Genomic DNA, 23,805 nt, shown 5'->3' with positions numbered 1-23,805 from the left:
TGGTTCCCTCAGCTTCAATTTTGCCCCAAACCTCTTTAAGTCTCTTCGATCACAGAAATCAGGTGAGGTCTAACATGACAATCGTGCCGAATTTTCAAACAGTCGTCGATCCTCAAAAGCTCGAAAAGCTGGCGGAAGTCGCCATCAAGGTGGGCTTGCGCCTCGAGAAGGGCCAGGATCTGGTGATCACGGCACCACTCGCCGCCCTGCCGCTCGTGCGGCTCCTCACCAAACACGCGTATATCGCCGGCGCCGGCATCGTTTCGACCTTCTATTCCGACGAAGAAACGACGCTCGCGCGCTACGAATACGCGTCCGATGCAAGCTTCGACAAGGCGTCCGACTGGCTCTACGACGGCATGGCCAAGGCTTATGCCAACGGCGCCGCGCGGCTTGCCATCTCCGGCGACAACCCGATGATGCTCTCCGGCCAGGACCCCGCCAAAGTGGCGCGCGCCAACAAGGCCAATTCCATTGCCTACAAGCCAGCGCTCGAAAAGATCGCCAATTTCGACATCAACTGGAACATCGTTTCCTATCCCAACCCCTCCTGGGCACGCCAGGTATTCCCGGACGTTCCGGAAGACGTCGCAGTCGGCAAGCTGGCGGACGCGATCTTCGCCGCCTCGCGCGTCGATCTCGTCGATCCGATCGCGGCCTGGGCCGAACACAACGGCAATCTCAAGAAGCGCTCGACATGGCTCAATGGCGAGCGCTTTTCCGCACTCCACTTTACCGGTCCGGGCACCGACCTGACGGTCGGGCTTGCCGACGGCCACGAATGGCATGGCGGCGCCTCGACAGCCAAGAACGGCATTACCTGCAACCCGAACATCCCGACCGAAGAGGTCTTCACCACGCCGCATGCGCTGAAGGTCGAAGGCCATGTTTCCAGCACCAAGCCGCTCTCCCACCAGGGCACGCTGATCGACAACATCCAGGTGAAGTTCGAAGGCGGCCGGATCGTCGAGGCGAAGGCTTCGAAGGGCGAGGAAGTGCTGAACAAGGTGCTCGATACCGACGAAGGCGCCCGCCGGCTGGGCGAAGTGGCGCTGGTGCCGCATTCCTCGCCGATCTCCAAAAGCGGCATCCTGTTCTACAACACCCTGTTCGACGAAAACGCCTCCTGCCACATCGCGCTCGGCCAGTGCTACTCGAAGTGCTTCCTCGACGGTGCGTCGCTCAGCCAGGACCAGATCAAGGCCCAGGGCGGCAATTCGAGCCTGATCCACATCGACTGGATGATCGGCTCCGACAAGGTCGACATCGACGGCCTGCGCGCCGACGGCTCAAAGGTGCCGGTAATGCGCAAGGGCGAGTGGGCCTGATAAGCTCATGATCCGTTGACCACATGTAGTTTTTAAACTACATGTGGTCCGTGTTCGAGCTCAAGCAGACGGAAACGTTTCTGAAATGGCGCACGCGTCTGAAGGACGAGCGGGCTCGCGCACTGATAGCCTCGCGTCTGGACCGGCTCGCTTTCGGGCATGCTGGTGATGCGGCTCCCGTTGGTGAAGGTGTCAGTGAACTGCGCATTCACCACGGCCCGGGCTACCGCATCTACTTTCAGCAGCGTGGCAATGTCCTGATCGTTCTCCTCTGTGGCGGCGACAAAAGCAGCCAGGCAAAGGACATCAAGGCTGCAAAGCGACTCGCGATGGAATGGAGTGAGTGATGGCTGAAAAACTAACCGCTTATGATCCAGCCGAAGACTTGGGCTCCGATCAGGCGATTGCGGCATTTATGGCCGAAGCTTTCGAAACGGAGGACGCGGCCTACATTGCGCATGCCTTGGGGGTGGTCGCCCGCGCCAAGGGGATGATGCAGATTGCCAAGGACACCGGCCTTTCCCGAGAGCAGCTCTACCGTTCCTTCAGCGCAACCGGCAACCCGACGCTCAAAACGACGATTGCGGTAATGAAGTCGTTGGGGATCGAGTTGACCGCCAAGGTCCATTCCTGATTTCCCGGCAGAGTTGACTTTCCCTCTTTTACGACAGGAAACTGAACGCGCCGGCACGCTCGATGTGTCGGCTCACGCTGATCAGGACAATCCGAAAAGAGGGAAACAGCATGCCCATTTCTCTTATGCGTCTGGCTGCACCGCTCGGCGCGGCACTTCTCGCCATTGCGCCCGTCACCAGCGTCTCCGCCCAGGAGCCCGGTCTCTGGAAGGTCTATAACGAGACCCTGAAGGGCGCCAAATATGTGGACCTCACCCACACGATCACGCCGAATATCCCGGTATGGGCGGGCTTCGGCAAATCAGCCTTCGGTCAGGCCGCGGCCGGCGTCGATCTGGATAGTTATGCCAAGAAGGGCGACACCTTCACCTATGAGAAGCATGGTTTCGCCGCATCCACCTACAATCTCGCCACCGACCAGCTCGGTACGCAGCTCGATCCGCCGGCCCATTGGGCGCCCGAGTATGCGGCGATCGACGAACTTCCCGCCACCTATGCCGTGCGGCCGCTCGTCGTCATCAATATCGAGGACAAGGTGAAGACCGATGCCGGCTATCATCTGCAGGTCTCCGACATCGCCGATTTCGAGAAGAAGAACGGCAGGATCCCGGAAGGCTCCGTCGTGTTCGTCCGCTCCGGCTGGTACAAGAAATGGCCGGATCCCTCGCTTTCCACGACGAAGCCGTTTCCCGGTGTCAGCCTCAATGCGTTGAAATTCCTGCATCTGGAGCGAAAGATCCTGTTTCACGGCCACGAGCCGCTCGATACCGATACGACACCGAACCTCGAAGGCGAATACTGGCTGATGCACAACGGGTTCGCGCAGGCGGAAGGCGTGGCGAACCTCGACAAGGTGCCGGAAACGGGTGCGCTGGTAGCAATCGGCTATCCGAAATTCGGCGGTGGTGTCGGCGGGTATGCCCGTTATATCGCCATATGCCCGCCGGACTGGCAATTCGGCGTGACGATCGGCTCGGTGCCGGAGGCGCCGCTTCAGAAATTCGACAAGCCGCTGCATTTCGACGAGAAGGCCGGCATGCGGGTGCGCTGACTATCGCAAGGATTGGAGCGCGGCCTTGACGCGCTCCAGATGCCGCCCGCGCTTTTCTGCCGTGGCGCGGTCCATGTCGTGCAGCGCCAGCATCCGGAACTCGGCTTTTCTGTTGCAGAAGACAGCGATGCCGCGCTTGAGTTGGCGGCGCACCGGATCGCCCATGTAGAACTTCACCACCCACCAGGGCGAACCTGTGGTCGTGAAGACCCAGAAATGGCGGATGTTGGTGAGCAACGGGACGATCCTTCCGCCGGCCTTGTCGTGGCGGAAGGCGACGCCTGGTGCAAAGACCCGGTCGAAGAAACCCTTCAGCACCGCCGGCAGGTTGAACCACCATTGCGGAAAGACCAATATCAGCGCCTCGGCCTTCTGCAGCCGCGCCACCAGGTCCGCCACCTCCGATGTGTCGTAGGGCACATCGAAATAACCGCGCCGTTCGCGTTCCGTCAGCCGCGGATCGAAGCTTTCCGCATAAAGATCGAGCAGATCGACCGTGTGGCCGCCGGCCTCCAGGGTCTCGCGCGCCAGACGGGCAACCGAATGCGCAAAACTTTCCGGCAGCGGATGGGCAAGCACCAGGAGGACATGCATCAGAAGAGCGTGCCCTGTTTCGGCGCGTTTCCGCCCGGCTCCAATTTCGACGGCCGCTTTTTGAGCTGAGGCGGCGCGACGGACGGTACCGCAGGATCGCCACCCTCGCCCGTCACCGCCGTAATCCGCCCATCGGCGAATTCCACGGAGATACCCTGCCCCTCGCCGATGCCCGCGGCGCGCGTCAGCGGCCGGTCGTCCTCACCCCGCACGACGGCAAAGCCGCGCTTCAGCACGTTCTTGTAGGAGAGCGATTGCAGAACGCGATCCTGTGCGGTGATTGCCGCGCGGCTGCGTATCAGCGTGTGCGAGATCGCCGTATCCGCATGACGGGCCATCGACGTGAGGTGTTGGCGCTCGCGCTGCAGATGACCCAGCAGCCTTGCGGGAAGCGCCGAAAGCGAAGCACCGGCCTTGGCGACGCGGTTGTTCTCCTTCAGCAATTGCCGCTCCAGGCAACGGTCGCTGCGCGTCAGCCGGTCGGCCAGCAATTGCCGCTGCTGGACAAGACGGTTGGTCAAAAGTTCAAGACGCAATCCCGACGATGCCCGCTCGAAACTGCGGCGCTTGACCACCGTCGTGCGCTCCAGCCCGCGGCCGAGACCAGCCGCCGCCTCGTCGAAACGACGGCGCGGCAAAGCCAGCAGCTGGTCAATGGACGGCAGCGCGCGGACCAGCGCCCGCACCGATTGGCGGCGCAGGTCCATCTGCCGGCTGGCGGCACCCCGCAGGCGGGCCGTCAGATTGGCGAGCTGCGCTTCCATGTCCGCCTTGACCGGCACCGCCATTTCGGCGGCACCTGTCGGCGTCGGCGCACGGACGTCGGCGGCGTGGTCGATCAGCGTCCAATCGGTCTCGTGGCCGACGGCCGATATCAGCGGGATTTGGCTGTCCGCCGCAGCGCGCACGACCGCCTCGTCGTTGAAACTCCAGAGGTCTTCGAGACTGCCGCCGCCGCGCGCGACGATCAATACGTCCGGCCGCCTGATCGGTCCGCCAGGCACGATCGCGTTGAAACCGCGGATCGCGGCCGCCACCTCGTCGCCAGACCCTTCGCCCTGCACCTTGACCGGCCAGACGATGACATGCACCGGAAACCGGTCTGCGATGCGGTGCAGGATATCACGGATGACCGCGCCGGTCGGCGAGGTCACGACGCCGATGACCCGCGGCAGGAAGGGCAGCTGCCGCTTGCGCGCCTGGTCGAACAGGCCCTCCGCGCCAAGCCTGCGCCGACGTTCTTCGAGCAGCGCCATCAGCGCGCCGGCACCCGCCGGCTCCAGGTTCTCGATGACGATCTGGTATTTCGAGGAGCCCGGGAAGGTGGTGATCTTGCCCGTCGCAATCACTTCCATCCCTTCTTCGGGGCGGAACTTGATCCGTGGGAAGGTGCCCTTCCAGATCACGGCGTCGATCCGGGCGCGATCGTCCTTCAGCGAAAAATAAGCGTGGCCCGACGAATGCTGGCCGCGATAACCGGAGATCTCGCCGCGCACCCGCACATGGTCGAACGCGTTCTCTACCGTGCGCTTGATCGAGCCGGACAGTTCCGACACCGAAAACTCGGTGAGGTTCGTGGGCGAATCGTTGTCGAGCAAACTGGTCATCCTTTTCTTCTAAAGGAAGAGCGCGGCGATTTCACCATTCCCGGACGGCAGAAACGGGGAGGATGCGGCCGGCAAACGGCCGCTTCGAAAGGCCCGCCCGACAATGCGTTGGAGCCTGGCCGTTCGTTCCTTGGCAGGCAAGCATTTGACGCTGCACCTTTTCTTTTGCCGGGTACGCCACATTTCCTTTTCTGTGAGAAGCAGAAAAACTCCGGTACAGCGCTTTTTAAGCCTCGCATTTTCCCCGCTGGAGAGAGGAGAGCGACAATGAAGGCGAACGATATTCAAGGAGATTTCGCCCATGCCAGACCGTTTCGCCAATACTCAAGCCTCGCTCTCCGGCCCCGCCGCTTCCGGATTTGCGATCACGCCCAGCGACAGCGCCGACCTGCCGGAGACAACGCGCGCGCTCTATGTGGGGACCGGCGGCCATCTGTCCGTCCGCATGCTGTCCGGCGAGACACTGACACTCTCGAACGTACCGGCCGGCGGCCTGCTTCCGTTACGGGTGACCCGCGTATTTGCGACCGGCACGACGGCGGTGGCGATCGCCGGTCTCGTTTGAGAAAAGCGGCGGGCGGCAATGCGGTGTGAAATCCTGCTGCTCCGCTTCGAGGACAGGCCGCAGGCAATGTCCGTGCTCGGCGAGATCGGCATCGCGTTCGATCCCGTCTCGGGTGACGGCATCATCCGAAAGCCGACCGGAGAAACAGCCGAATTCGAGGGCGAGGTCGTCGTGCTCACCTCTCCGGTCTCCGGTTACCACGTCCGGCTTGTCTGGCGAGGAGAACTGCCAAGTTCATTGACGCCATATCTTGTGGACCGCGGCGCTTCGGGCAAAGACCAGAGCCACTGAACATGGCTTGGCTGCAACGAATCAGATCGTATCGAAATCGTCGTCGGGTGCATTGACCACGCCACGCATTGGGGCGAAAGCATTTATTAGCAGATTACTAATACGTTCGTTTCCCTTGAGGCCGATGAGGAGATATCCGAGTGCTTTTCCTGACCGCTGCATCGATTGGCATTTGCGTCGGCATGATGCGGTCCGCGTTCTCGATTGCTTTTATCGCTGTCATGATCACCGCGACATTCGCGCTTGCGACCGCTGTGTCACCCGGCCCGGCGTCCTATTTCAATCTGCTGATTGCCATCCTCGGCTACAATGCCGGCCTGATCGGGTTCCTCACCGGCCTTTTCGCCTTGGATACCCGCCGCACGGCGTGAGCGCATTTCATCCCCGCAATCAATTCTTGTCCGGCAGCACCCTGTAGAGACGGAAACCGCTTTTGCTCGGTTGTCCCAAGGGCTGCAGATAATCGGGCACCTGACCACGGGCGAGGTTGGCGTAGAGCCCGTCCGGCTTGCGCCTGATCAGGCCATCAGTCTGCGGATCGGTCTTGCAGAAGGCGAGCGCCGTCACGCCCGCCCCTCTCATGAAGGCCTTCGCCTCGCCGGGCTGGGCGAGACCGATATAGAGTTCGGTCAGCATGCCTTTCTGGTTGCGGTGGTAGGGGGCGGTCAGGACCCTGTGAGGAGTCCAGCGCAGGATATCCGCCCCGCTGTTCGAGGGCGCGGCTATGACGCCCGCAGGCAATGTGTTCAGCACAGCCATATCCGCCGCATCGCCGCATTCGCCGCTTTCGCCAGCGAACATGCCGGCACTCGAAAGCGCCCGCATGTCGGCCGCCTGTTTCCAGCCATGCACAGCAAGGACGCCACCCAGGGCCCAGACGACCGGAACGGACATCAGCACCGCGCTGATATAGGCAAAGGCGGCACTGGGATTTTTAGGATCGGCCGCGGAGGTGCGCCGTAGGTCGGCGATCAGCAGCGATAACGGCAGGATGGCCAGCATGTTGGAAAAGAAAGCGCCACGCACCTGCAGCAGCGCGATCCCCCATGACACCCCGATCAGCGCCAGAAGCACGAGATGGAGTTCCGTCTTCTCCCGCCTCAGGCTGCGGACAAGGCAGACCACGATCGCAAAGAGCCCGACCGCGTAGAATCCGCCCACCATTTCCGGCTCGGTCCGGGCCTCGGCCAGAAACGAACGCGCCTCCGTCACGCCGTTCAACCAAAGCTCGACCAATAGCGGGTCGAGCGTGCTCAACGGATCGGAGAGGCATTGCGGCGCGATGATGCGGGTGGTCAGAAGAAGGAGACCGCCGGTGACGCCGGCCAGGGCGATGCGGACGATGCGACCTGGCTGTCTCGGCAGGCTCGCGAGGAGAAACAGCGCCGCTCCTCCCAAGGCGGAAAGGGCATAGAAGCCAAGTGAGAAGTTGTCGCAGGTGACGATCGCATAGGCGCGCGGCGGGATCGTCAGGAAGAAGGCCGCCGAGACGGACAGCGCAAGCGACAGGCCGAAAAAACGGGCCGGTTGGGAAAATGCCTGGCCGTGCCAAACCCACTGAAGCGCAACGCAGACACAGACGACGGCAACAAAAGGCGTCGTTTCGGCGCCGATCGCCAGTGCCAGCGCACAGGCAACGGCCGCGACGATATAGCTCGATGCCCGCCTCTGCGGATCGACCAGCATGGCGGCCATCCACATGACGAGCATGAGCTGGACATTGTGATGGTCGATGGAACCGGGCTTGAAGCGGACGCAGCCGAGGGCGAAGAGCGCACCGAGGCCTAGCGCGATATGCATGGCCGCGACGCCCGCCAGCCGGCGGACAGCCAAGCCGAGCGGCAGAAACATAAGCGGTACCAGAAGAAGAGGCCAGATCGTGACAACGACGGCTTCGGCCTTATCCGGGGTGAGGAAGAGCGAAAACAGCCGGATCAGCAGCGCCATCGGCAGATCGATCAGCCGCGACCAGTGCATCAGCGTGCCGCCCTCGAGACCGAGCCGGTACTGGGTCAGATCGAACCAGTTCTGGCCGCCGAGAAAATCCCGGATCTCGACGAGCCGCATGACGTCGTCATTGTCGGCTCCGACGTAATCCTTGGCGTCGGAGAGGAAAAACGCGAGGGCTATCGCGGCGGTGATGACCGCATAAAGAGCCACCGCAGGCAGGAGCCGCGACAATAGCGGAGCAGCGGGCTGGCCCGCCGCCCTCGATAAGGATCTGTCTGCCATGTTTTCCGTCATCTTGGTGCGGACTTTTCGCCTGTTTCGAGGGTCGAGGAAACCTAGCCTTAACCTTCCCAAGAAATAGTAAAGTCCGCGGCACGGGAAACTCCCGCGTTCGGTTTTCAGTGTATCGAGTGAACAACATGACCGACGCCCTGACCGGCCATTTCGACATCGCAATCCTGCTGCCCTGTTATAACGAAGCCATGACCATCGCCGGCGTGGTGCGCGGTTTCCGCGAGGCGCTTCCGGGCGCCCGGATCTTTGTCTACGACAACAACTCCACGGACGGCACAGCGCTCCAGGCCATGCTCGCAGGCGCCCTGGTGATGCGCGAGCGCCGGCAGGGCAAGGGCCATGTGGTGCGCCGGATGTTCGCCGATATCGATGCGGACATCTATATCATGGCCGACGGAGACGGCACCTATGCGCCGCAGGATGCGGAAGAACTGGTCCGCACGCTTTTGACCGAGCGCGCCGACATGGTGGTCGGCACCCGGCGCGGCGTACATGCGGATGCCGGGCGGCAGGGCCACGCCGCCGGCAACCGGCTGTTCAACTTCCTCTACCGGACGATGTTCGCGCCCGACTTTACCGATATCTTCTCCGGCTACCGGGCCTTCTCACGCCGCTTCGTGAAAAGCTTTCCGGCGGTGTCAGGCGGCTTCGAGATTGAGACCGAAATGTCGGTGCATGCCTCGCTGCTCAAGCTGCCGGTCTGCGAAATCGAACTCGACTACGGAAGGCGCCCGGAAGGCTCGCATTCCAAGCTCTCGACCTTCAAGGACGGCGCCAAGATCCTCTGGATGTTCGCCATGCTGATGAAGGAGACGCGGCCCTTCGCGTTTTTCGGCCTGATCAGCGGCGCCTTCATGACGGCAAGCCTTGTCTTCATGGCGCCGGTGCTGGTCGCCTATTTCCAGACCGGGCTTGTAGAGCGCATGCCCACATGGGTCTTCTCGCTGGCGCTGATGCTGGTGTCGCTCTTGATCTTCACCGCTGGACTGATCCTCGACTCCGTCTCGCGGGGCCGGGCCGAGCAATTGCGCATCCATTATATGGGCCTGCCTCAGCAGGCCGAAGCGACCCCGCCTGAAATCCTACCCATCCGGCGTAACAAAGCCGGCAAGACCGCCGCATGAAACGTCTCTTCTGGTTCCTGATAGCAGGTGGCGGCGGGTTTCTCCTCGATGCAGGGCTTACTCATGTCCTGATCGGGATCTGGGGCTTCGGCCCGTTTCTCGCCCGCATTCCGGCGATCATGACCGCCATGGCCTTTACTTGGCTCGTCAATAGGCGACTTACCTTTGGCTCCTCCGGACATTCGCTTGCCGTCGAAGGCGTCCGTTATTGGGCGGTCGGCACCACGTCGGCGGTCGTCAACTACGCTATCTATTCGGCACTCATGTACCGCGCGCCACTCCTGCAGCCGGTTATTGCGGTTATCTTCGCTTCGCTCACCGCGATGGCCTACAGCTTCTTCGGCTATTCGCGCTTTGTCTTCCGGCAATAATGTCGTTCAGACCGCTTCCCAACCGTCGTGCCCGCCGGCGCGATAGATGGCGTCGATGAACCTCTGATTCTTCAGCGAATTCTCGAGCGTCACGACTTCGACCGGCTCGCCCCAGGCGGCCTTTGCGAAGGCTTCCGCCTGGCGCTTGTATTGCCGGCTGTCCGGGAAGCGGAAGATCTGCGATACCGCGTGGTTCTGATTGGTGAGTTCGATTTCCTCCGCACCCCAGCGGCCGGCATTGAACGGCGACTTGACCTCGATGTAACCCTCGGTGCCGTGGAAGACCATCAGCTGCCGGGCCGCCATCTGGGTGGCGATGTAGAAGGTCATTTCGAACGAACCGAAATCCGCCTTGACGCTGGAATAGATATCCGTGCCGAAGCCCGGATCGCGTTCCACCCGCGCCTGCACCCGCTGCGGTTCCTGGCCGGTGACGAAACGCGTCGTGATCGTCGGATAGACACCGATATCCGGCAGCGCTCCGCCGCCGAGTTCCGGGATGTTGCGCATGTTGGACGGGTCGCGGTTGAAATAGCTGAACGAGCCCTGGACGTGCTTCAGCTCGCCGATCGCCTTTTGGTTGAGGAGCTCGCGCACCTTCAGCCAGACCGGCGCGTAAGTCACCATGAACGCTTCGCAGATCAGCTTGCCGGTGCGGTCCCGCATCTTGATCAGGTCCTCGATCTCGCTCGCCTTGATCGCAATCGGCTTTTCGGAGAGGACGTGCTTGCCGGCTTCGGCGGCCTTGATCGACCACTCGACATGCTGGCTGGACGGAAGCGGAATATAGACCGCGTCGATGACGTCGGAAGCCAGCATCTCGTCGTAGGAACCGAAGGCATGCGGGGCGCCGAAACGGTCGGCGAGCGCCCGGGCCTTGGCGAGATCGCGGCTGGCAAACGCGGTGACGACGCAATTTTCCGCGTCCTGAATCGCCGGCACCACCTGTTCGTGGCCGATCCTGGCAGTCGACAAGATTCCGAAACGCAGCATGTTGAGCCTCCCTATGGTATTGTTGCCGCACCTTATTGGCCTGCCGACACCCACGCAACGGCAGGCCGGATGCGGCGCTTGAAAAAGTGATCGTCCGCCCAAAATAGGGACTGGTCGGCGGCGGAACATCGGCTAATCTCAGGCTCCTTTCCCAAGCTTATCCACTCACTTAAAAAATTTTGGAGGAATATCATGGAGCTGCGCGCACTCGGCCGGACCGGCCTTTCCATTTCCCCGGTCGTTCTCGGCGGCAACGTGTTCGGCTGGACCGCCGACGAGAGGACGTCGTTCGATATCCTCGACCGGTTCTTCGACGCCGGCTTCAACACGATCGATACGGCCGACAGCTACAATCGCTGGGTGCCCGGCCATGTGGGCGGCGAGTCCGAGGCGATCATCGGCAAATGGATGAAGAGCGGCGGCATTTCCCGCGACAAGGCGGTCATCGTCACCAAGGTCGGCTCCGACATGGGCCAGGGCAGGAAGGACCTGTCGGCCAAATGGATCCTCGAAGAGGTGGAAAACTCCCTGCGCCGCCTGCAGAGCGACTATATCGACCTCTATCTCGCCCACTGGCCGGACGAGACCGTGCCTTACGAGGAAACGCTCGGCGCCTTCGCCAAGCTGAAGGAACAAGGCAAGATCCGCGCGATCGGCTGCTCCAACCTCGACGCCCAGATGCTGCAGGATAGTTTCGACGCCGCCAAGAAAGCCGGCCTGCCGCGCTACGACGTGCTGCAGCCGCAATACAATCTCTATGACCGCGACACGTTCGAAGGCCCGCTTGCGGATCTCTGCGTCAGCCAAGAGATCGGCGTCATCAACTATTACGGCCTCGCCTCCGGCTTCCTCACCGGCAAATACCGCGACAAGGCCGATACCGAAGGCAAGGCACGCGGCGGGCGGGCGCTCGGTTATCTCAACGATAAGGGCCTGCGCATCCTCGCAGCCCTCGACGAAATCTCGGTCGAGACCAATGCCGAGCCCGCCTCGATCGCGCTTGCCTGGCTGATTCAAACCCGCGGCGTCACCGCGCCGATTGCCAGCGCCACCAGCGTCGGCCAGCTCGACGCGATCATCGCCGCCGGCAACCTGACGCTCTCGACCGACCAGATGAAGCTGCTCAACGAGGCTGGCGCCTGATCAATCCAACGGGCGCCACGAGACGCCCGTCAGTTTCTGCGATTAAAAAAGGAGGCTCTCATGAAAATGAGGAAGCTTGGAAAAGAACTGACTGTGTCCGCCGTCGGCCTAGGGTGCATGGGCATGAGCCACGGCTACGGCGGCCAGGACGAGCAGGAAGCGATCAGGACGCTGCACCGAGCCGTCGATCTCGGCGTCAATTTCTTCGACACGGCAGAGGTCTACGGTCCCTTCAAGAACGAGGAACTGCTCGGCAAGGGGCTGAAGCCCTTCCGCGACAAGGTCGTCATCGCCACCAAATTCGGCTTCAGGATCGACCCGAATGCCTCTGACGCCCGGGCCATGTCCGGCCTCGACAGCCGGCCGGAACATGTGCGCGAGGTGGCGGAAGCCTCGCTGAAGCGCCTCGGGATCGAGGTGATCGACCTTTTCTACCAGCACCGCGTCGACCCGAACGTGCCGATCGAGGATACCGTGGGCGCGATGGCCGATCTGGTCAAGGAAGGCAAGGTGCGTGCGCTCGGCCTTTCCGAAGCGGGTGCCGCCGCCATCCGCCGCGCCCATGCGGTCCATCCGATCACCGCGCTACAGAGCGAATATTCGCTTTGGACCCGCGAGCCGGAAGGCGAGATCCTGGACACCTGCCGCGAGCTCGATATCGGTTTCGTGCCGTTCAGCCCGCTCGGCCGCGGTTTCCTCACCGGCAAGATCCAGAAGCCGGAGGATTTCGGTCCGGACGACTTCCGCAACACGCTGCCGCGCTTCAGCGCCGAAAACATGGCCGCCAATGCCGCTCTGGTAAAGATGCTGGAGGACATGGCAATCCAGAAAGGCGTCACCGCCGCGCAGCTGGCGCTGGCCTGGGTTCTGGCGCAGGGCGATTTCATCGTGCCCATCCCCGGTGCCAGAAAAATCCCGCATCTGGAACAGAATGTTGCCGCGACGGAAATTTCCCTCTCGGCGGACGAGCTGAAGACGCTCGGTGATCTGCTGGCCCCGGAAAAATTCTCCGGGACCCGCTATGCGGCACAGGCGATGGCCTGGACCAATCGCTAAATTTGCACTTGCTAACGCAAGCTCGGACTTCCATCTTTTTGTGTTAGTATGCTGGCGCTAACATGGGAGAAGATCGATGTCCGAGGAGCGCGCCGTTCAGGCGGTGATCCATCTCTATGTGGACGGAATGACGTTTGCGCATGAGGCGGCGCTTCGAAAGGCGTTCCATCCCAAGGCGTGTATCATCGGCAATTACGACGGGGCGGTCGAATGGCTGTCGCTCGACGACTTCATCGGGGCGGTCACATCGGAAGGTGCAGCACCCGCCGATACCCAGCCGCTGATCCAGATCGAGGCGCTCGACGTCACCGGCGACGCCGCGACGGTGAAGGTCGTTGACCAGTTCGCCGGCATGCGGTTCTCGGACTATCTCTCGCTTCTGAAGATCGACGGCCGCTGGGTGATCGTCAACAAGCTCTATCACCTGCATTCCTAACCGTCCGCCGTCGCTTACCGTTTAAGCGCCGGAAACCCGATGTAATGCTCGGAATGATCGCCTTCGTTATTGGGCATCCCGATCTTGGTGAGTACACCCCGCGGTTCGGCGAAGCTGCGGATGCGCCGGGCGGGCTTTTCGTGCCACTGGATGTTCATCGCCCAGAGTTTCGGAAAGACCATGATCGACGAATAAGGCAGGTGGTCGTGGATCCACCAAGCCATCTTCTGCCAGTCGCCGTCGTCGTGATAGTTGTCGACCAGCCAGGGGAAAACGACACAGGCGGTGGCGCCCATGAAGCCCTTGGCATCGCGCCGATCCCAGATATGGTCGGCGGCGGTATTGGCGTTCGACGAGCAGTTGAGGTTGTTCCGGTTGCCGAATTCGTTGACCTTCGGTGAGCGATAACCGGAGCGCAGGTGCAATCGCCCGAACGTCGCCTGCAGCGGCTCCAGCAGTTCCTCGCAAAGGCGCCGGCCCGCCTCGATCGCCAGATCCGGGTCCTCGGGAATGTTCGGAATGGCGTAGAAATTGGCGATCTCCGAAAACAGGAAATCGCGGAAGAAGAAGTTCTTCGACAGCCGCACCCGGCCGAGTTCCTCAAGCCCTTTCATCGATCCCGGTGTGCGCATCGTTCCTCCAACAAAAAAGCCTGCCCCACATCATCCGCGAGGCAGGCTATCTTTCAGCGGTGATTGAGGCCACCCGTTTCAGGCGCGCAGGGTACCGCCGGTGGTCTTTTCGACATTGGCGACGATCTTGGCCGTCAACGTATCGAAATCCTCGTCGGTCAGCGTGCGCTCGACCGGCTGGATCAGCACTTCGACTGCAATCGACTTCCGGCCCTCGCCAAGCGACGCTCCTTCGAACACGTCGAAGACGTTGACTCCGGTGATCAGCTTGCGGTCGGCGGTCGACGCCGCCTTGACGATCGCGCCAGCCTCGACATCGCTAGAAACCACGAACGCGAAGTCGCGCTTGACCACCTGGAAGGGCGAAAGCTCGAGCGGCGGCTTGGTGCGCGTCGCCTTCTTCTTCGGCTCCGGCATGGCATCAAGGAAAACCTCGAAGCCGCAGAGAGCGCCCGAGACGTCAAGAGCGCCGAGCGTCTTCGGGTGGAATTCGCCGAAATAACCGAGCACGACTTTCGGACCCATCTTGATGGTGCCGGAGCGACCTGGATGATACCATTCCGGCGCGCCCTTTTCGATCTGGACGTTGCCCATCGGCAGGCCGCAGGCTTCGAGTACCGCCAGCGCATCGGCCTTGGCGTCGAAGACGTCGACCGGCTTGCCGCCGCCCTTGGCAGTGTTCGACCAGAGACGGCCGGTGCCGTTGATCGAGGCCGTGCCGCGACGAATGCCGCCGGCTACGCGGCGCTGGCCTTCCGGCCTGTCGCTTTCGTACGTGCCGGATACCTCGAAGATCGCCACGTCACCAAAGCCCTTGTCGGCATTGCGCTGTGCCGCAGACAACAGGCCCGGCAGCAGCGACGGCCGCATGTCGGACATGTCGGCTGCAATCGGGTTCGCCAGCTTCAGCGCCCGGGCGCCTCCGCCGAAGAGCTTTGCTTGATCTTCCGGAATGAACGACCATGTGACGGCTTCCAGCATGCCGCGCGAGGCAAGCGCCCGCTTGGCGGTGCGGGTGCGGATCTGCAGGGTTGTCAGGATCTTGGCATTGACGCTCGAGAGTTTCTCGATCGGCTCCGGCTTGATCTGGTCGACGCCATGAATGCGCATGACTTCTTCGACGAGGTCGGCCTTGCCGTCGACATCCGGACGCCAGGACGGCACGGTGACGGAAACGCGTTCTCCGGAACCTTCGACCACGAAACCAAGCCGCGTCAGGATATGACGGCTTTCCTCGGTCGAGACTTCAAGGCCCGTCAGGCGCTTCACTTCCGAATACGGGAAATCGACGATCTTCGGCTGATGGCCCTTGTAACCGACGACTTTCGCTTCCGCGGCCACGCCGCCGCAGAGTTCCAGTACCAGCTGGGTGGTGCGGTCGAGGCCGGGAACCATGTATTCCGGATCGACGCCGCGCTCGAACCGGTAGCGCGCGTCAGTGATGATGCCGAGCGAACGGCCGGACTTGGCGATGTTGATCGGGTCCCAGAGCGCGGATTCGATCAGCACGTCGACGGTGTTCTCATCGCAGCCGGAATGTTCGCCGCCCATGATGCCGCCGATCGATTCCACGCCGTTGTCATCTGATATAACGACGTTGCTGGGGTTGAGCTTGTATTCGCGCGTATCGAGCGCCAGCACCGTCTCGCCTTCCAACGCGCGCCGAACGGTCAGGTCGCCCTTCACCTTGGCGGCATCGAAGACGTGCATCGGCCGGCCGTGGTCGAAGGTCATGAAGTTGGTGATATCGACCAGCGCATTGATCGGGCGAAGGCCGATCGCCTTCAGCCGCTGCTGCATCCACAGCGGGCTCGGGCCGTTCTTGACGCCGCGCACGAGGCGAAGGCCGAAACCGGGGCAGAGCCGCTCGTCGTCGAGGATGATCTTGAGGCCGACGGAGGTCTGGCCTTCGGTCTTGAAGTCGGGCTTTGCGTGCGGCTTCAGCGTGCCGAGGCCGGAGGCGGCCAGATCGCGGGCGATGCCGTGGATCGAGGTGCAGTCCGGACGGTTCGGCGTCAGGTTGATCTCGATGACCGGATCGTCGAGGCCGGCATAGGAGGCAAAAGGCGTGCCGACCGGTGCATCCTCGGCCAAATCGATGATGCCGTCGTGATTGTCGGACATGTCGAGCTCTTTTTCCGAGCACATCATGCCGTGGCTTTCGACGCCGCGGATGTTGCCGACGGCGAGCGTGACATCAATCCCCGGAACGTAAGTTCCAGGTTTCGCGAAGGCTCCGATCATGCCGGCGCGTGCGTTGGGGGCGCCGCAGACGACCTGCACCGGCTTGCCGTCGCCGGCATCCACCATCAAAACCTTGAGCCGGTCGGCGGACGGATGTTTTTCGGCCGAGAGAACCTTGGCGATGACGAATGGCTTGTAGGCCGCCTTGTCGTCGACATCCTCGACTTCGAGGCCAATCGCGGTCAGGCGCTCGCAAATTTCATTGAGGGTCGCATCCGTTTCCAGATGATCCTTCAGCCAGGAGAGCGTGAATTTCATCGTCGTTTCTCCCTTACGCGCTCAGGCCGCCGAACAAGGTCGGCATGTCGAGCGGGCGGAAACCGTAGTGGTTCATCCAGCGGACGTCGGCGTTGAAGAAGTCGCGCAGGTCCGGCATGCCGTATTTCAGCATGGCAATGCGGTCGAGGCCCATGCCCCAGGCAAAACCCTGGAACTCGTCCGGATCGAGCCCGCCGGCGCGTAGCACGTTCGGGTGCACCATGCCGCAGCCGAGGATTTCCATCCAGTCGGTGCCCTCGCCGAACTTGACGATCGGGCCGGAGCGGTCGCACTGGATGTCCACTTCGAAGCTCGGTTCGGTGAACGGAAAGAAGGACGGACGGAAGCGCATGGTGACGCTTTCGACCTCGAAGAAGGCCTTGCAGAACTCTTCGAGGATCCAGCGCATGTTGCCGACATGCGACTTGCGGTCGACCACCAGGCCTTCTACCTGATGGAACATCGGCGAGTGGGTGGCGTCACTGTCCTGGCGATAGGTCTTGCCGGGGATAATGATGCGGATCGGCGGCTTCTGCGATTCCATCGTGCGGATCTGCACCGGGGAGGTATGGGTGCGCAGGACCTTGCGCTCGCCATTCTCGTCGGGCTGGAAGAAGAAGGTGTCGTGCATCTCGCGAGCCGGATGGCCTTCGGGGAAGTTGAGCGCCGTGAAATTGTAGTAGTCGGTCTCGACATCCGGGCCCTCGGCGATAGAGAAACCCATGTCGCCGAAAATGGCTGTGATCTCGTCGACGATCTGGCTGATCGGATGAATGCGGCCGCGCTCGGCCGGCGAGGAGCGCACCGGCAGCGAGATGTCGACCGTCTCGGCCTTGAGACGCGCTTCGATCGCCGCGTCCCTCAGCACCGCCTTGCGCTCGGTGATGGCGTCGGTGATCTCGTTCTTCAGCGCGTTGATCGCCGCGCCGCGGGTCTGGCGTTCTTCCGCCGACATCGAGCCCAGCGTCTTCAGGAGCTCGGAGACGGAGCCCTTCTTGCCGAGAGCACCGACGCGCACGGCCTCGATCGCCGCCTCGTCACTGGTGCCGGCGATTTCCGCCAGGAGCGAAGTTTTCAGGTTTTCCAGATCGGACATGGTTTCTTCCGTTTGATGCTCGGCGAGATGCATGGCGAGGTCGTGACGGCTGTTTGGGGAATGACGTGCGGGGATGCCAAAAGAAAAACCCGCGCCAGCCGTAACCAGCGCGGGTTTCCCAAAATCAGTAAAGCTAATTAAGCTTGGGAAGCGCTGGTTAACGAACCGCGCTTTCAAACTCGTTGGTGGTGCCGGCGTCCTTGAGGTACTCAAGAGCCTTCTTCGAAGCGGCAACCAGAGCACCGAATGCTTCCGGCTCATGGATTGCCATGTCGGAGAGAACCTTGCGGTCGACTTCGATACCGGCCTTGTTGAGACCGTCGATGAAGCGGCCGTAGGTCAGGCCGGATTCGCGAACGGCAGCGTTGATACGCTGGATCCACAGGGCGCGGAAATTGCGCTTCTTGACGCGACGGTCGCGCGTAGCGAACTGACGCGAACGATCGACGGCAGCCTTGGCGGCCCGGATCGTATTCTTGCGGCGGCCGTAGAAGCCCTTGGCTGCCTTCAAAGTCTTGGTGTGCTTGGCGCGGGAAGTGACGCCCCGTTTTACGCGTGCCATGTCATGATCTCCTTAACTGATCCAAAAGTGACGAGGGTCTCAGAGACCGTTCGGCAGGTAGTTCTTGATAACCTTCTTGCCATCGGGTTCGGCAAGGATCATCGTTCCGCGCGCATCGCGGATGAACTTGTTGGACCGCTTGATCATGCCGTGGCGCTTACCAGCGGCGGCTGCAACGACTTTGCCGGTGGCGGTGATCTTGAACCGCTTCTTGGCAGCCGATTTCGTCTTCATCTTGGGCATTTTGCTACTCCAGTTTTGTATCGAAACCACAGACGATGCTGGTTTCAAGCATTTAGAACAGCCACGGCATGCCCTGCCGGACCGTTCGGAACGCGCGCTTATAACCGCAGTCGGTCAAAAGCGCAATGGGAAAGAAAAACGCGGCAAAAGCCCGGCCGAAATGCCGGCAAATCCGCTAAAGGCAAATGGTGGGCGCTTATTTCGGCGCCAGCACCATCATCATCTGGCGGCCTTCAAGCTTCGGCTCGGCTTCCACCTTGGCGATTTCCGTGGTGTCGTCCTTCACCTGAAGCAGGAGCTTCATGCCGAGTTCCTGGTGGGCCATTTCGCGGCCGCGGAACTTCAGCGTCACCTTGACCTTGTCGCCCTCTTCAAAGAAGCGGTTCATCGCCTTCATCTTCACGTCATAGTCATGCGTGTCGATGTTGGGACGCATCTTGATTTCTTTGATTTCGACGATCTTCTGCTTCTTGCGGGCTTCTGCCGCTTTCTTCTGGTTCGCATATTTCAGCTTGCCCAAGTCGAGGATCTTGCACACCGGCGGCTCGGTGTTCGGCGAGATCTCGACGAGATCGAGGCCGGCGTCCTCAGCCATCTTGAGAGCCTGCTCGGTCGGAACGATACCAAGGTTCAAGCCTTCGGCATCGATAAGCTGGACCTTGGGAATGCGAATTTCCCGGTTGGAGCGCGGCCCGTCCTTAACAGGGGCATCGGTTTTGAATGGTCTGCGGATGGTCGTATTCTCCTAGATTGTTTCGGCACCGCAGCGACACATCGAGAGCGTCCGGCTTGCGGCCGACGGCAATGTCGTGATCGCTACGGCGAAGTCAATAGCATAGCCGCGCGAAAAAATCACCTGCTGTCCTATGCCTAAGAATCTGTTTTATAAGCGCGGCAAAACCTCAGGATTCCACCATGACCGAAGCAGCCAATCTCACCCGCAAAACGATCACCGTCGGCTCCGGAACATTTGCGCGGGAGATCGCAATCCTCCACCGTGGCTCAAGCAAGAGGAAGCCGGGGCCTGCCTTCGTCTGGCTCGGCGGCTACCGGTCGGACATGACAGGCACCAAGGCCGTCGAACTCGACGCGCTTGCCGGCGAACTCGGGCTCGCGGCGATCCGGTTCGACTATTCGGGGCATGGCGTTTCCGGCGGCGCCTTCCGCGAGGGCACGATCTCGCGCTGGCTGGAAGAGGCAATCGCCGTCCTTGACGATATCAAGCCGAAACGGGTCATCCTGGTCGGCTCGTCGATGGGCGGCTGGATCGCGCTGCGCCTCGTGCAGGAATTGAAGAAGCGCAAGAAGGCTGCGAAGGTCGACGGCATCGTGCTGATCGCGCCGGCGCCGGATTTCACGGCGGAACTCATCGAGCCGAATCTCACCGAAGCCGAACGGCAGTCGCTTGCGGAGCGCGGTTATCTCGAGGAGCGGTCCGAATACAGCCCGGAGCCCAATATCTATACACGCGCCCTCATAGAGGACGGCCGCAGCAATCGGGTCATGACCGGCATTATAGAGACGGGCTGCCCGGTCCACATCCTGCAGGGCATGAAGGACCCGGACGTGCCTTACGCCCACGCATTGAAGCTCGTCGAGTTCCTGCCGGCCGACGACGTCGTCCTGACGCTGATCCGCGACGGAGATCACCGGCTCTCCAGGCCCCAGGACATCGAAAAATTGCGGGCCGCGGTCTCGGCCCTAATATTTAATGATTAAATTTTGGGCTGATACAAAAATGTTGCAGCCTTAACCATAATGCGAGCGATGAGCCGTTAACAAAACTCACCGATTGACTCTCTCTCCCGTCCGCCCTTAACGTTTCATTAGGATTTGAAGGGACGGGTCCATGATGATAGCCTTGCAGGCGCGGCGTATAGCCGTGATCCTAGTTAGCGTACTTGTACCAGTGAGTGCTGCAGTTCCGGCTCCAAGGCCAATGGCCGCGATGGTCACCGGTGCCGTTACCTCCCAGCCAATCGGCCATTACGAATTCTGTCATAAATATGCGACGGAATGCTCTATCAAGAGCCGCTCCGCTCCCTCCCCCAAGGTCAGCGCCAAAGGCTGGGCTGCCGTCCGCCAGATCAACCGGGCCGTCAACGCCCGTTACATCGCCAAGACCGACAAGGAAGTCTACGGCCGCGAAGAGGTCTGGAGCTATCCGAGCAATTTCGCCGATTGCGAGGACTTTGCGCTCGAGAAGCGCAAGGAACTCGCGGCGCAGGGCTTCGCCCTTTCCGATCTCCTGATGACCGTTGTCCGCAAGCCGGACGGCGAAGGCCATGCGGTCCTGACGTTGCGCACGTCGGACGGGGATTTCATCCTCGACAACCTCGATAACGAGGTGAAGCCCTGGTTTGCGACGCCCTACACCTTCTTGAAGCGTCAGGCCTCGTTCAACACGGGACGCTGGGTCACCATCGAAAACGGCCGCGACCTGCTGGTCGGTGCATTGAAATAACCTGCACCCTTGAGTACAGATTGACATTCGCCCGCATCATCCAGGTTGCGGGCGAATGTTTTTGGTGTCGCCTTGTCGGAAGACATTTCCCCGATGCATCCAACCTGCTAGGAGGGAATCTCTGAAACCGGAGCGGGTTGTGCGTGACGATGTGAAACCAGGCTTGCCACACGCGGCCCGTGCAACGAGGCCCACCCTCCCGATCCTGCTGACCGGCTTGTTCGCCCTCGCCCTGCTGGCGGTCGCCGGCCTTATTATCCTCGAAAACTACCGGACGGCCCTGAAGGAAGGCGAAGCTCGCGCGCTCTCGTCCGCGCATGTGGTCGCGGCTCACCTGGAGTGGATGATCGAAGCAAGCGACCAGGCCCTGCGGCGTATCGGAACCGAGGTGGGAGATCGACCGATCGATGGTTCGCCCGGGCTTGCAGCCGACCTGTCGCGGGCTGTCGGACAACTGCCGGCGGGTTTTCAATATTCGCTTCTGGATGACACCGGCGTGGTCCGCTTTTCCAGTGTCGGCGGGAATGCACCTGGAAATGCATCCGACGATCACAGCGCGCGTGCATATTTCAGCAGGCTGAGGGATGGCCAGGAGCTGACTTTCACCCGACTGCTCGAAAACGAAACTGCCGGCAAGCCATCCTTCACCGTCGCGCGGCGGATCGAGCAAGACGGTATTTTCCGGGGCATTGCCAGCATTACCATCCCGAACGAGAGCCTGGACGGTTTCTGGGCGTCGATGGGGCTCGGGCCGAACTCTACGATTTTGATCATCAGGGATGACGGGTGGCTGATGGCCCGACGGCCGGCGACAACGCGCCCGATCGATCTCAGTACGACCGCGTGGTACCCGATGACGCGCCAAATGCCCACCGGCTTCTACCACAGTCCGGTCTCGCCGATCGACGGCCATGCCCGCATCGTCGCCTTCTGGAAGGTCTCCGGCTGGCCGCTCATCGCCCTTGCGGCCATCGCACGGCAGGAAATTCTCGACCAGTTCTGGCGCAATCTCCTTTCGGACACGCTGGTCATGCTGCCGTTGATGGCGCTGCTGGTCCTCGGCGCCCTCTGGATCAACCGCCTTCTCTATCGCACTTCGGCCCGCAACGAAGAACTGGAGCAGGCGGTGGAGCGCAACCGCTTCCTGCTGCGAGAAATTCATCACCGGGTGAAGAACAATCTCCAGGCGGTGCTGGCGCTCGTGCGGCTGCAGGCCTTGCCGGTCGACGCGCGCGACGACATGACGAGACGCATCGCGGCGATGATCGCCGTGCATGAGCAGATCTACCAGAACGATCAGTTCGAACAGGTCGAGGTGGCGCCCTACGCTACCAAGCTGATCACCGACATCGCCTCGGGCTACGAGACGCCCGTCGTGCTCGACCTCAGGCTGCAGCCGCTGACCGTCGATCGCGAGCAGGCCTTGCCGCTCGGGATGATCATCAACGAGGTGGTTTCCAACTCGTTCAAATACGCGTTTGCCGGTCGTCAGGGCGGTAGGCTTTCCGTCGAACTCCGCGAAGACGGCGATAATCTGAGCCTTGTCATTCGCGACGACGGGCCGGGCATCGAGGCCTTCAATCGGGCCGGCGGAATGGGCAGCAAGCTGATCGCCAATTTTGTCAAGCAACTCGGCGGGCATTTCACTACCCACAACGACGGCGGTGCGGTGTTTTCGCTCGAGGTGCCGCGGGTCAGGGCGCCCCAAGCGGCGGCATAGTGCTCTCGCCAACAGGTTCCCGAGCGCGCATTTGAGCTCAGGGAGTATGCCGCACCGGATCCCGGCCCTTCGCTTTGGGCTCAGGGCGTTCAGCGCTCAAAACGCTTCACTGGAGCGTTTTGACGGCTTGCAGCCGTCGCGCTTCACCCATTCCCGATCAGGATGCCTGCAGCGAGCACCAGCGACCCGCCGAACACCACCTGGATGACTGCCCTCAGGAATGGTGTTTCCATGTAGCGGTTCTGGATAAAGGCGATCGCCCAGAGCTCGAAGAAGACGATGATCGCGGCAACGATGGTCGCGGTCCAGAAATGCGGGATGAGGTAAGGCAGCGTATGGCCGAGGCCGCCGAGCGCCGTCATGATACCGGAGGCAAAGCCGCGTTTGATCGGCGAACCGCGTCCGGAAATCTTGCCGTCGTCGTGCGCGGCTTCGGTGAAGCCCATGGAAATGCCCGCACCGACCGAGGCCGACAGGCCGATCAGGAAAGTCGACCAGGTGTCGCCCGTTGCGAAGGCCGCCGCGAAGATCGGCGCCAGCGTCGAGACCGAACCGTCCATCAGCCCGGCGAGACCCGGTTGCACATAGGTGAGGATGAACTGGCGGCGGGCGGTCTCGTCTTCCTCCGTCTTCACGTCGTCGGTCACGTGTTTGTCGCCGAGCATACGGGCGATATCCTCATGCCCCTGTTCGGCAATCGCCAGGTCGCCGAGCAATTGCCGCGTCGAGGCGTCAGAAACCTGCTTTACCGCTTCGGTATAAAACCGGAAAGCCTGTCGCTCCATGGCTTCCGCCTGTTCCCGGATAGTGTCGAGCGACAGGTTGCGGGTCAGCCAATCCGGTTTGCGTTCGTAGAAACCGCGCACATGTTCGCGGCGGATCAGCGGGATGCGTTCGCCGAAGCGTGAGCGAAACATCTCGATCAGCATGTTCTTATGGGTCTGCTCGACCTCCGCCATGTCTTCGAACACCTTGGCGGATGCGGGAAACTGATCCTTGAGATTGTCCGCATAAGCGAGATAGATCCGCGCATCCTCCTCTTCCGAAGCGATGGCGAGCGCCAGGATTTCCTTCTCGTCGAGGGAGGCGAATGGGCGCTTGGAATTGGTAAGGAGACGGGCGAGCATGAAAACCTCTATTAGAATAAT

Annotated in this window: 26 protein-coding genes; 15 read left to right on the top strand and 11 right to left on the bottom strand. The window is 61.5% G+C overall.

Translation table 11 applies throughout. The features are described 5' to 3' along the window. The first annotated feature begins 74 nt into the window (after nucleotides 1-74). The 4 genes from C5J26_RS14785 to C5J26_RS14770 all read left to right on the top strand — a co-directional run bounded on the left by C5J26_RS14785 (nucleotide 75) and on the right by C5J26_RS14770 (nucleotide 3,014). Nucleotides 75-1,328 (top strand): aminopeptidase, encoded by a 1,254-nt coding sequence (locus C5J26_RS14785; RefSeq protein ID WP_105402411.1) that lies wholly within the window; start codon nucleotides 75-77, stop codon nucleotides 1,326-1,328. Nucleotides 1,329-1,378: 50 nt separating this feature from the next. After that, a complete protein-coding gene (locus C5J26_RS14780; RefSeq protein ID WP_105402497.1) occupies nucleotides 1,379-1,675 on the top strand; it encodes a type II toxin-antitoxin system RelE/ParE family toxin in 297 nt (98 codons plus the stop codon). Beyond that, nucleotides 1,675-1,962, top strand: a complete 288-nt coding sequence (locus C5J26_RS14775) for an addiction module antidote protein (protein WP_105402410.1) — start codon at nucleotides 1,675-1,677, stop codon at nucleotides 1,960-1,962. The genes C5J26_RS14780 and C5J26_RS14775 overlap by 1 nt, the downstream gene beginning before the upstream one ends. A gap of 110 nt (nucleotides 1,963-2,072) precedes the next feature. Further along, nucleotides 2,073-3,014: a cyclase family protein gene (locus tag C5J26_RS14770; protein WP_172745863.1), complete on the top strand. Its 942-nt coding sequence runs from the start codon at nucleotides 2,073-2,075 to the stop codon at nucleotides 3,012-3,014. Here the strand turns inward: C5J26_RS14770 and C5J26_RS14765 are convergent, their stop codons facing one another. Further along, complete coding sequence (locus C5J26_RS14765) at nucleotides 3,015-3,608, bottom strand: NAD(P)H-dependent oxidoreductase (RefSeq protein ID WP_105402408.1); 594 nt, start codon at nucleotides 3,606-3,608, stop codon at nucleotides 3,015-3,017. It lies immediately after the preceding gene. After that, nucleotides 3,608-5,215 carry an exodeoxyribonuclease VII large subunit gene (gene xseA, locus C5J26_RS14760; protein WP_105402407.1) on the bottom strand — a complete coding sequence of 536 codons (1,608 nt, stop codon included), beginning with the start codon at nucleotides 5,213-5,215 and terminating at the stop codon, nucleotides 3,608-3,610. Before xseA ends, C5J26_RS14765 begins: the two co-directional genes overlap by 1 nt. 301 nt (nucleotides 5,216-5,516) lie before the next feature. Here xseA and C5J26_RS14755 point away from each other — a divergent pair, with 301 nt between their 5' ends. The 3 genes from C5J26_RS14755 (at nucleotide 5,517) to C5J26_RS14745 (ending at nucleotide 6,442) form a co-directional block, all read left to right on the top strand. Continuing rightward, nucleotides 5,517-5,780 (top strand): hypothetical protein, encoded by a 264-nt coding sequence (locus C5J26_RS14755; RefSeq protein ID WP_046603024.1) that lies wholly within the window; start codon nucleotides 5,517-5,519, stop codon nucleotides 5,778-5,780. 18 nt (nucleotides 5,781-5,798) lie between these two features. Beyond that, complete coding sequence (locus tag C5J26_RS14750; protein ID WP_105402406.1) at nucleotides 5,799-6,071, top strand: hypothetical protein; 273 nt, start codon at nucleotides 5,799-5,801, stop codon at nucleotides 6,069-6,071. A gap of 140 nt (nucleotides 6,072-6,211) precedes the next feature. Further along, complete coding sequence (locus C5J26_RS14745; RefSeq protein WP_105402405.1) at nucleotides 6,212-6,442, top strand: hypothetical protein; 231 nt, start codon at nucleotides 6,212-6,214, stop codon at nucleotides 6,440-6,442. A 19-nt stretch (nucleotides 6,443-6,461) separates the two neighbouring features. Here C5J26_RS14745 and C5J26_RS14740 read toward each other — a convergent pair whose 3' ends face one another. Further along, nucleotides 6,462-8,303 (bottom strand): hypothetical protein, encoded by a 1,842-nt coding sequence (locus C5J26_RS14740; RefSeq protein ID WP_245441168.1) that lies wholly within the window; start codon nucleotides 8,301-8,303, stop codon nucleotides 6,462-6,464. Between the two features lie 137 nt (nucleotides 8,304-8,440). On the opposite strand from C5J26_RS14740, the gene C5J26_RS14735 reads away from it, so the two are divergent. Both C5J26_RS14735 and C5J26_RS14730 read left to right on the top strand, forming a co-directional pair. Then, nucleotides 8,441-9,439, top strand: a complete 999-nt coding sequence (locus C5J26_RS14735; protein ID WP_105402496.1) for a glycosyltransferase — start codon at nucleotides 8,441-8,443, stop codon at nucleotides 9,437-9,439. Then, nucleotides 9,436-9,810, top strand: coding sequence for a GtrA family protein (locus tag C5J26_RS14730; protein ID WP_105402403.1), 375 nt, complete (start codon nucleotides 9,436-9,438; stop codon nucleotides 9,808-9,810). Before C5J26_RS14735 ends, C5J26_RS14730 begins: the two co-directional genes overlap by 4 nt. 6 nt (nucleotides 9,811-9,816) lie before the next feature. Here C5J26_RS14730 and C5J26_RS14725 read toward each other — a convergent pair whose 3' ends face one another. Then, the gene (locus C5J26_RS14725; RefSeq protein WP_105402402.1) at nucleotides 9,817-10,803 is read right to left on the bottom strand and encodes a Gfo/Idh/MocA family protein; all 987 of its coding nucleotides are present in this window, start codon (nucleotides 10,801-10,803) and stop codon (nucleotides 9,817-9,819) included. Nucleotides 10,804-10,995: 192 nt separating this feature from the next. Between C5J26_RS14725 and C5J26_RS14720 the strand changes: the two genes are divergently transcribed. From C5J26_RS14720 to C5J26_RS14710, 3 genes are all read left to right on the top strand, one after another. Further along, the gene (locus C5J26_RS14720; RefSeq protein ID WP_105402401.1) at nucleotides 10,996-11,946 is read left to right on the top strand and encodes an aldo/keto reductase; all 951 of its coding nucleotides are present in this window, start codon (nucleotides 10,996-10,998) and stop codon (nucleotides 11,944-11,946) included. 60 nt (nucleotides 11,947-12,006) lie between these two features. Further along, nucleotides 12,007-13,002: an aldo/keto reductase gene (locus tag C5J26_RS14715; RefSeq protein ID WP_105402400.1), complete on the top strand. Its 996-nt coding sequence runs from the start codon at nucleotides 12,007-12,009 to the stop codon at nucleotides 13,000-13,002. Between the two features lie 76 nt (nucleotides 13,003-13,078). Then, nucleotides 13,079-13,438, top strand: coding sequence for a nuclear transport factor 2 family protein (locus C5J26_RS14710; protein WP_046630269.1), 360 nt, complete (start codon nucleotides 13,079-13,081; stop codon nucleotides 13,436-13,438). A gap of 14 nt (nucleotides 13,439-13,452) precedes the next feature. Here the strand turns inward: C5J26_RS14710 and C5J26_RS14705 are convergent, their stop codons facing one another. The 6 genes from C5J26_RS14705 to infC form a co-directional block, all read right to left on the bottom strand. After that, nucleotides 13,453-14,070, bottom strand: a complete 618-nt coding sequence (locus C5J26_RS14705; protein ID WP_105402399.1) for a hypothetical protein — start codon at nucleotides 14,068-14,070, stop codon at nucleotides 13,453-13,455. A 78-nt stretch (nucleotides 14,071-14,148) separates the two neighbouring features. Further along, the gene (gene pheT / locus C5J26_RS14700; protein ID WP_105402398.1) at nucleotides 14,149-16,572 is read right to left on the bottom strand and encodes a phenylalanine--tRNA ligase subunit beta; all 2,424 of its coding nucleotides are present in this window, start codon (nucleotides 16,570-16,572) and stop codon (nucleotides 14,149-14,151) included. 13 nt (nucleotides 16,573-16,585) lie between these two features. Next, on the bottom strand, nucleotides 16,586-17,668 hold the full coding sequence (gene pheS / locus C5J26_RS14695; RefSeq protein ID WP_105402397.1) for a phenylalanine--tRNA ligase subunit alpha: 1,083 nt from the start codon (nucleotides 17,666-17,668) through the stop codon (nucleotides 16,586-16,588). Nucleotides 17,669-17,825: 157 nt separating this feature from the next. Continuing rightward, nucleotides 17,826-18,230: a 50S ribosomal protein L20 gene (gene rplT, locus C5J26_RS14690; protein WP_046627769.1), complete on the bottom strand. Its 405-nt coding sequence runs from the start codon at nucleotides 18,228-18,230 to the stop codon at nucleotides 17,826-17,828. Between the two features lie 39 nt (nucleotides 18,231-18,269). Further along, nucleotides 18,270-18,473: a 50S ribosomal protein L35 gene (rpmI, locus tag C5J26_RS14685; protein WP_007751830.1), complete on the bottom strand. Its 204-nt coding sequence runs from the start codon at nucleotides 18,471-18,473 to the stop codon at nucleotides 18,270-18,272. Between the two features lie 196 nt (nucleotides 18,474-18,669). Beyond that, on the bottom strand, nucleotides 18,670-19,206 hold the full coding sequence (gene infC, locus C5J26_RS14680) for a translation initiation factor IF-3 (RefSeq protein WP_046603008.1): 537 nt from the start codon (nucleotides 19,204-19,206) through the stop codon (nucleotides 18,670-18,672). A gap of 182 nt (nucleotides 19,207-19,388) precedes the next feature. On the opposite strand from infC, the gene C5J26_RS14675 reads away from it, so the two are divergent. The 3 genes from C5J26_RS14675 (at nucleotide 19,389) to C5J26_RS14665 (ending at nucleotide 22,657) form a co-directional block, all read left to right on the top strand. After that, nucleotides 19,389-20,192 (top strand): carboxylesterase, encoded by an 804-nt coding sequence (locus C5J26_RS14675; RefSeq protein WP_105402396.1) that lies wholly within the window; start codon nucleotides 19,389-19,391, stop codon nucleotides 20,190-20,192. Nucleotides 20,193-20,322: 130 nt separating this feature from the next. Then, entirely contained in the window at nucleotides 20,323-20,937 is a 615-nt protein-coding gene (locus tag C5J26_RS14670) for a transglutaminase-like cysteine peptidase (RefSeq protein ID WP_046667300.1), read from the top strand. Between the two features lie 139 nt (nucleotides 20,938-21,076). Next, the gene (locus C5J26_RS14665) at nucleotides 21,077-22,657 is read left to right on the top strand and encodes a sensor histidine kinase (RefSeq protein WP_172745862.1); all 1,581 of its coding nucleotides are present in this window, start codon (nucleotides 21,077-21,079) and stop codon (nucleotides 22,655-22,657) included. A gap of 143 nt (nucleotides 22,658-22,800) precedes the next feature. On the opposite strand, the gene mbfA is transcribed toward C5J26_RS14665, so the two are convergent. Further along, nucleotides 22,801-23,784, bottom strand: a complete 984-nt coding sequence (gene mbfA, locus C5J26_RS14660; RefSeq protein WP_105402394.1) for an iron exporter MbfA — start codon at nucleotides 23,782-23,784, stop codon at nucleotides 22,801-22,803. Nucleotides 23,785-23,805 lie beyond the last annotated feature (21 nt).

It is taken from the genome of Neorhizobium sp. T7_12 (assembly GCF_002968535.1).
GTDB lineage: Bacteria > Pseudomonadota > Alphaproteobacteria > Rhizobiales > Rhizobiaceae > Neorhizobium > Neorhizobium tomejilense.
The sequence above is the reverse complement of the archived record's forward strand: the minus strand, read 5'-3'. Positions and strand labels throughout refer to the sequence as shown.

Coding starts and splice junctions, on each gene's coding strand:
- C5J26_RS14785 (WP_105402411.1), top strand. CDS start 75: ATGACAATCGTGCCGAATTTTCAAACAGTCGTCGATCCTCAAAAGCTC.
- C5J26_RS14775 (WP_105402410.1), top strand. CDS start 1,675: ATGGCTGAAAAACTAACCGCTTATGATCCAGCCGAAGACTTGGGCTCC.
- C5J26_RS14770 (WP_172745863.1), top strand. CDS start 2,073: ATGCCCATTTCTCTTATGCGTCTGGCTGCACCGCTCGGCGCGGCACTT.
- C5J26_RS14765 (WP_105402408.1), bottom strand. CDS start 3,608: ATGCATGTCCTCCTGGTGCTTGCCCATCCGCTGCCGGAAAGTTTTGCG.
- xseA (WP_105402407.1), bottom strand. CDS start 5,215: ATGACCAGTTTGCTCGACAACGATTCGCCCACGAACCTCACCGAGTTT.
- C5J26_RS14755 (WP_046603024.1), top strand. CDS start 5,517: ATGCCAGACCGTTTCGCCAATACTCAAGCCTCGCTCTCCGGCCCCGCC.
- C5J26_RS14750 (WP_105402406.1), top strand. CDS start 5,799: ATGCGGTGTGAAATCCTGCTGCTCCGCTTCGAGGACAGGCCGCAGGCA.
- C5J26_RS14740 (WP_245441168.1), bottom strand. CDS start 8,303: ATGGCAGACAGATCCTTATCGAGGGCGGCGGGCCAGCCCGCTGCTCCG.
- C5J26_RS14735 (WP_105402496.1), top strand. CDS start 8,441: ATGACCGACGCCCTGACCGGCCATTTCGACATCGCAATCCTGCTGCCC.
- C5J26_RS14730 (WP_105402403.1), top strand. CDS start 9,436: ATGAAACGTCTCTTCTGGTTCCTGATAGCAGGTGGCGGCGGGTTTCTC.
- C5J26_RS14725 (WP_105402402.1), bottom strand. CDS start 10,803: ATGCTGCGTTTCGGAATCTTGTCGACTGCCAGGATCGGCCACGAACAG.
- C5J26_RS14720 (WP_105402401.1), top strand. CDS start 10,996: ATGGAGCTGCGCGCACTCGGCCGGACCGGCCTTTCCATTTCCCCGGTC.
- C5J26_RS14715 (WP_105402400.1), top strand. CDS start 12,007: ATGAAAATGAGGAAGCTTGGAAAAGAACTGACTGTGTCCGCCGTCGGC.
- C5J26_RS14710 (WP_046630269.1), top strand. CDS start 13,079: ATGTCCGAGGAGCGCGCCGTTCAGGCGGTGATCCATCTCTATGTGGAC.
- C5J26_RS14705 (WP_105402399.1), bottom strand. CDS start 14,070: ATGCGCACACCGGGATCGATGAAAGGGCTTGAGGAACTCGGCCGGGTG.
- pheT (WP_105402398.1), bottom strand. CDS start 16,572: ATGAAATTCACGCTCTCCTGGCTGAAGGATCATCTGGAAACGGATGCG.
- pheS (WP_105402397.1), bottom strand. CDS start 17,668: ATGTCCGATCTGGAAAACCTGAAAACTTCGCTCCTGGCGGAAATCGCC.
- rplT (WP_046627769.1), bottom strand. CDS start 18,230: ATGGCACGCGTAAAACGGGGCGTCACTTCCCGCGCCAAGCACACCAAG.
- rpmI (WP_007751830.1), bottom strand. CDS start 18,473: ATGCCCAAGATGAAGACGAAATCGGCTGCCAAGAAGCGGTTCAAGATC.
- C5J26_RS14675 (WP_105402396.1), top strand. CDS start 19,389: ATGACCGAAGCAGCCAATCTCACCCGCAAAACGATCACCGTCGGCTCC.
- C5J26_RS14670 (WP_046667300.1), top strand. CDS start 20,323: ATGATGATAGCCTTGCAGGCGCGGCGTATAGCCGTGATCCTAGTTAGC.
- mbfA (WP_105402394.1), bottom strand. CDS start 23,784: ATGCTCGCCCGTCTCCTTACCAATTCCAAGCGCCCATTCGCCTCCCTC.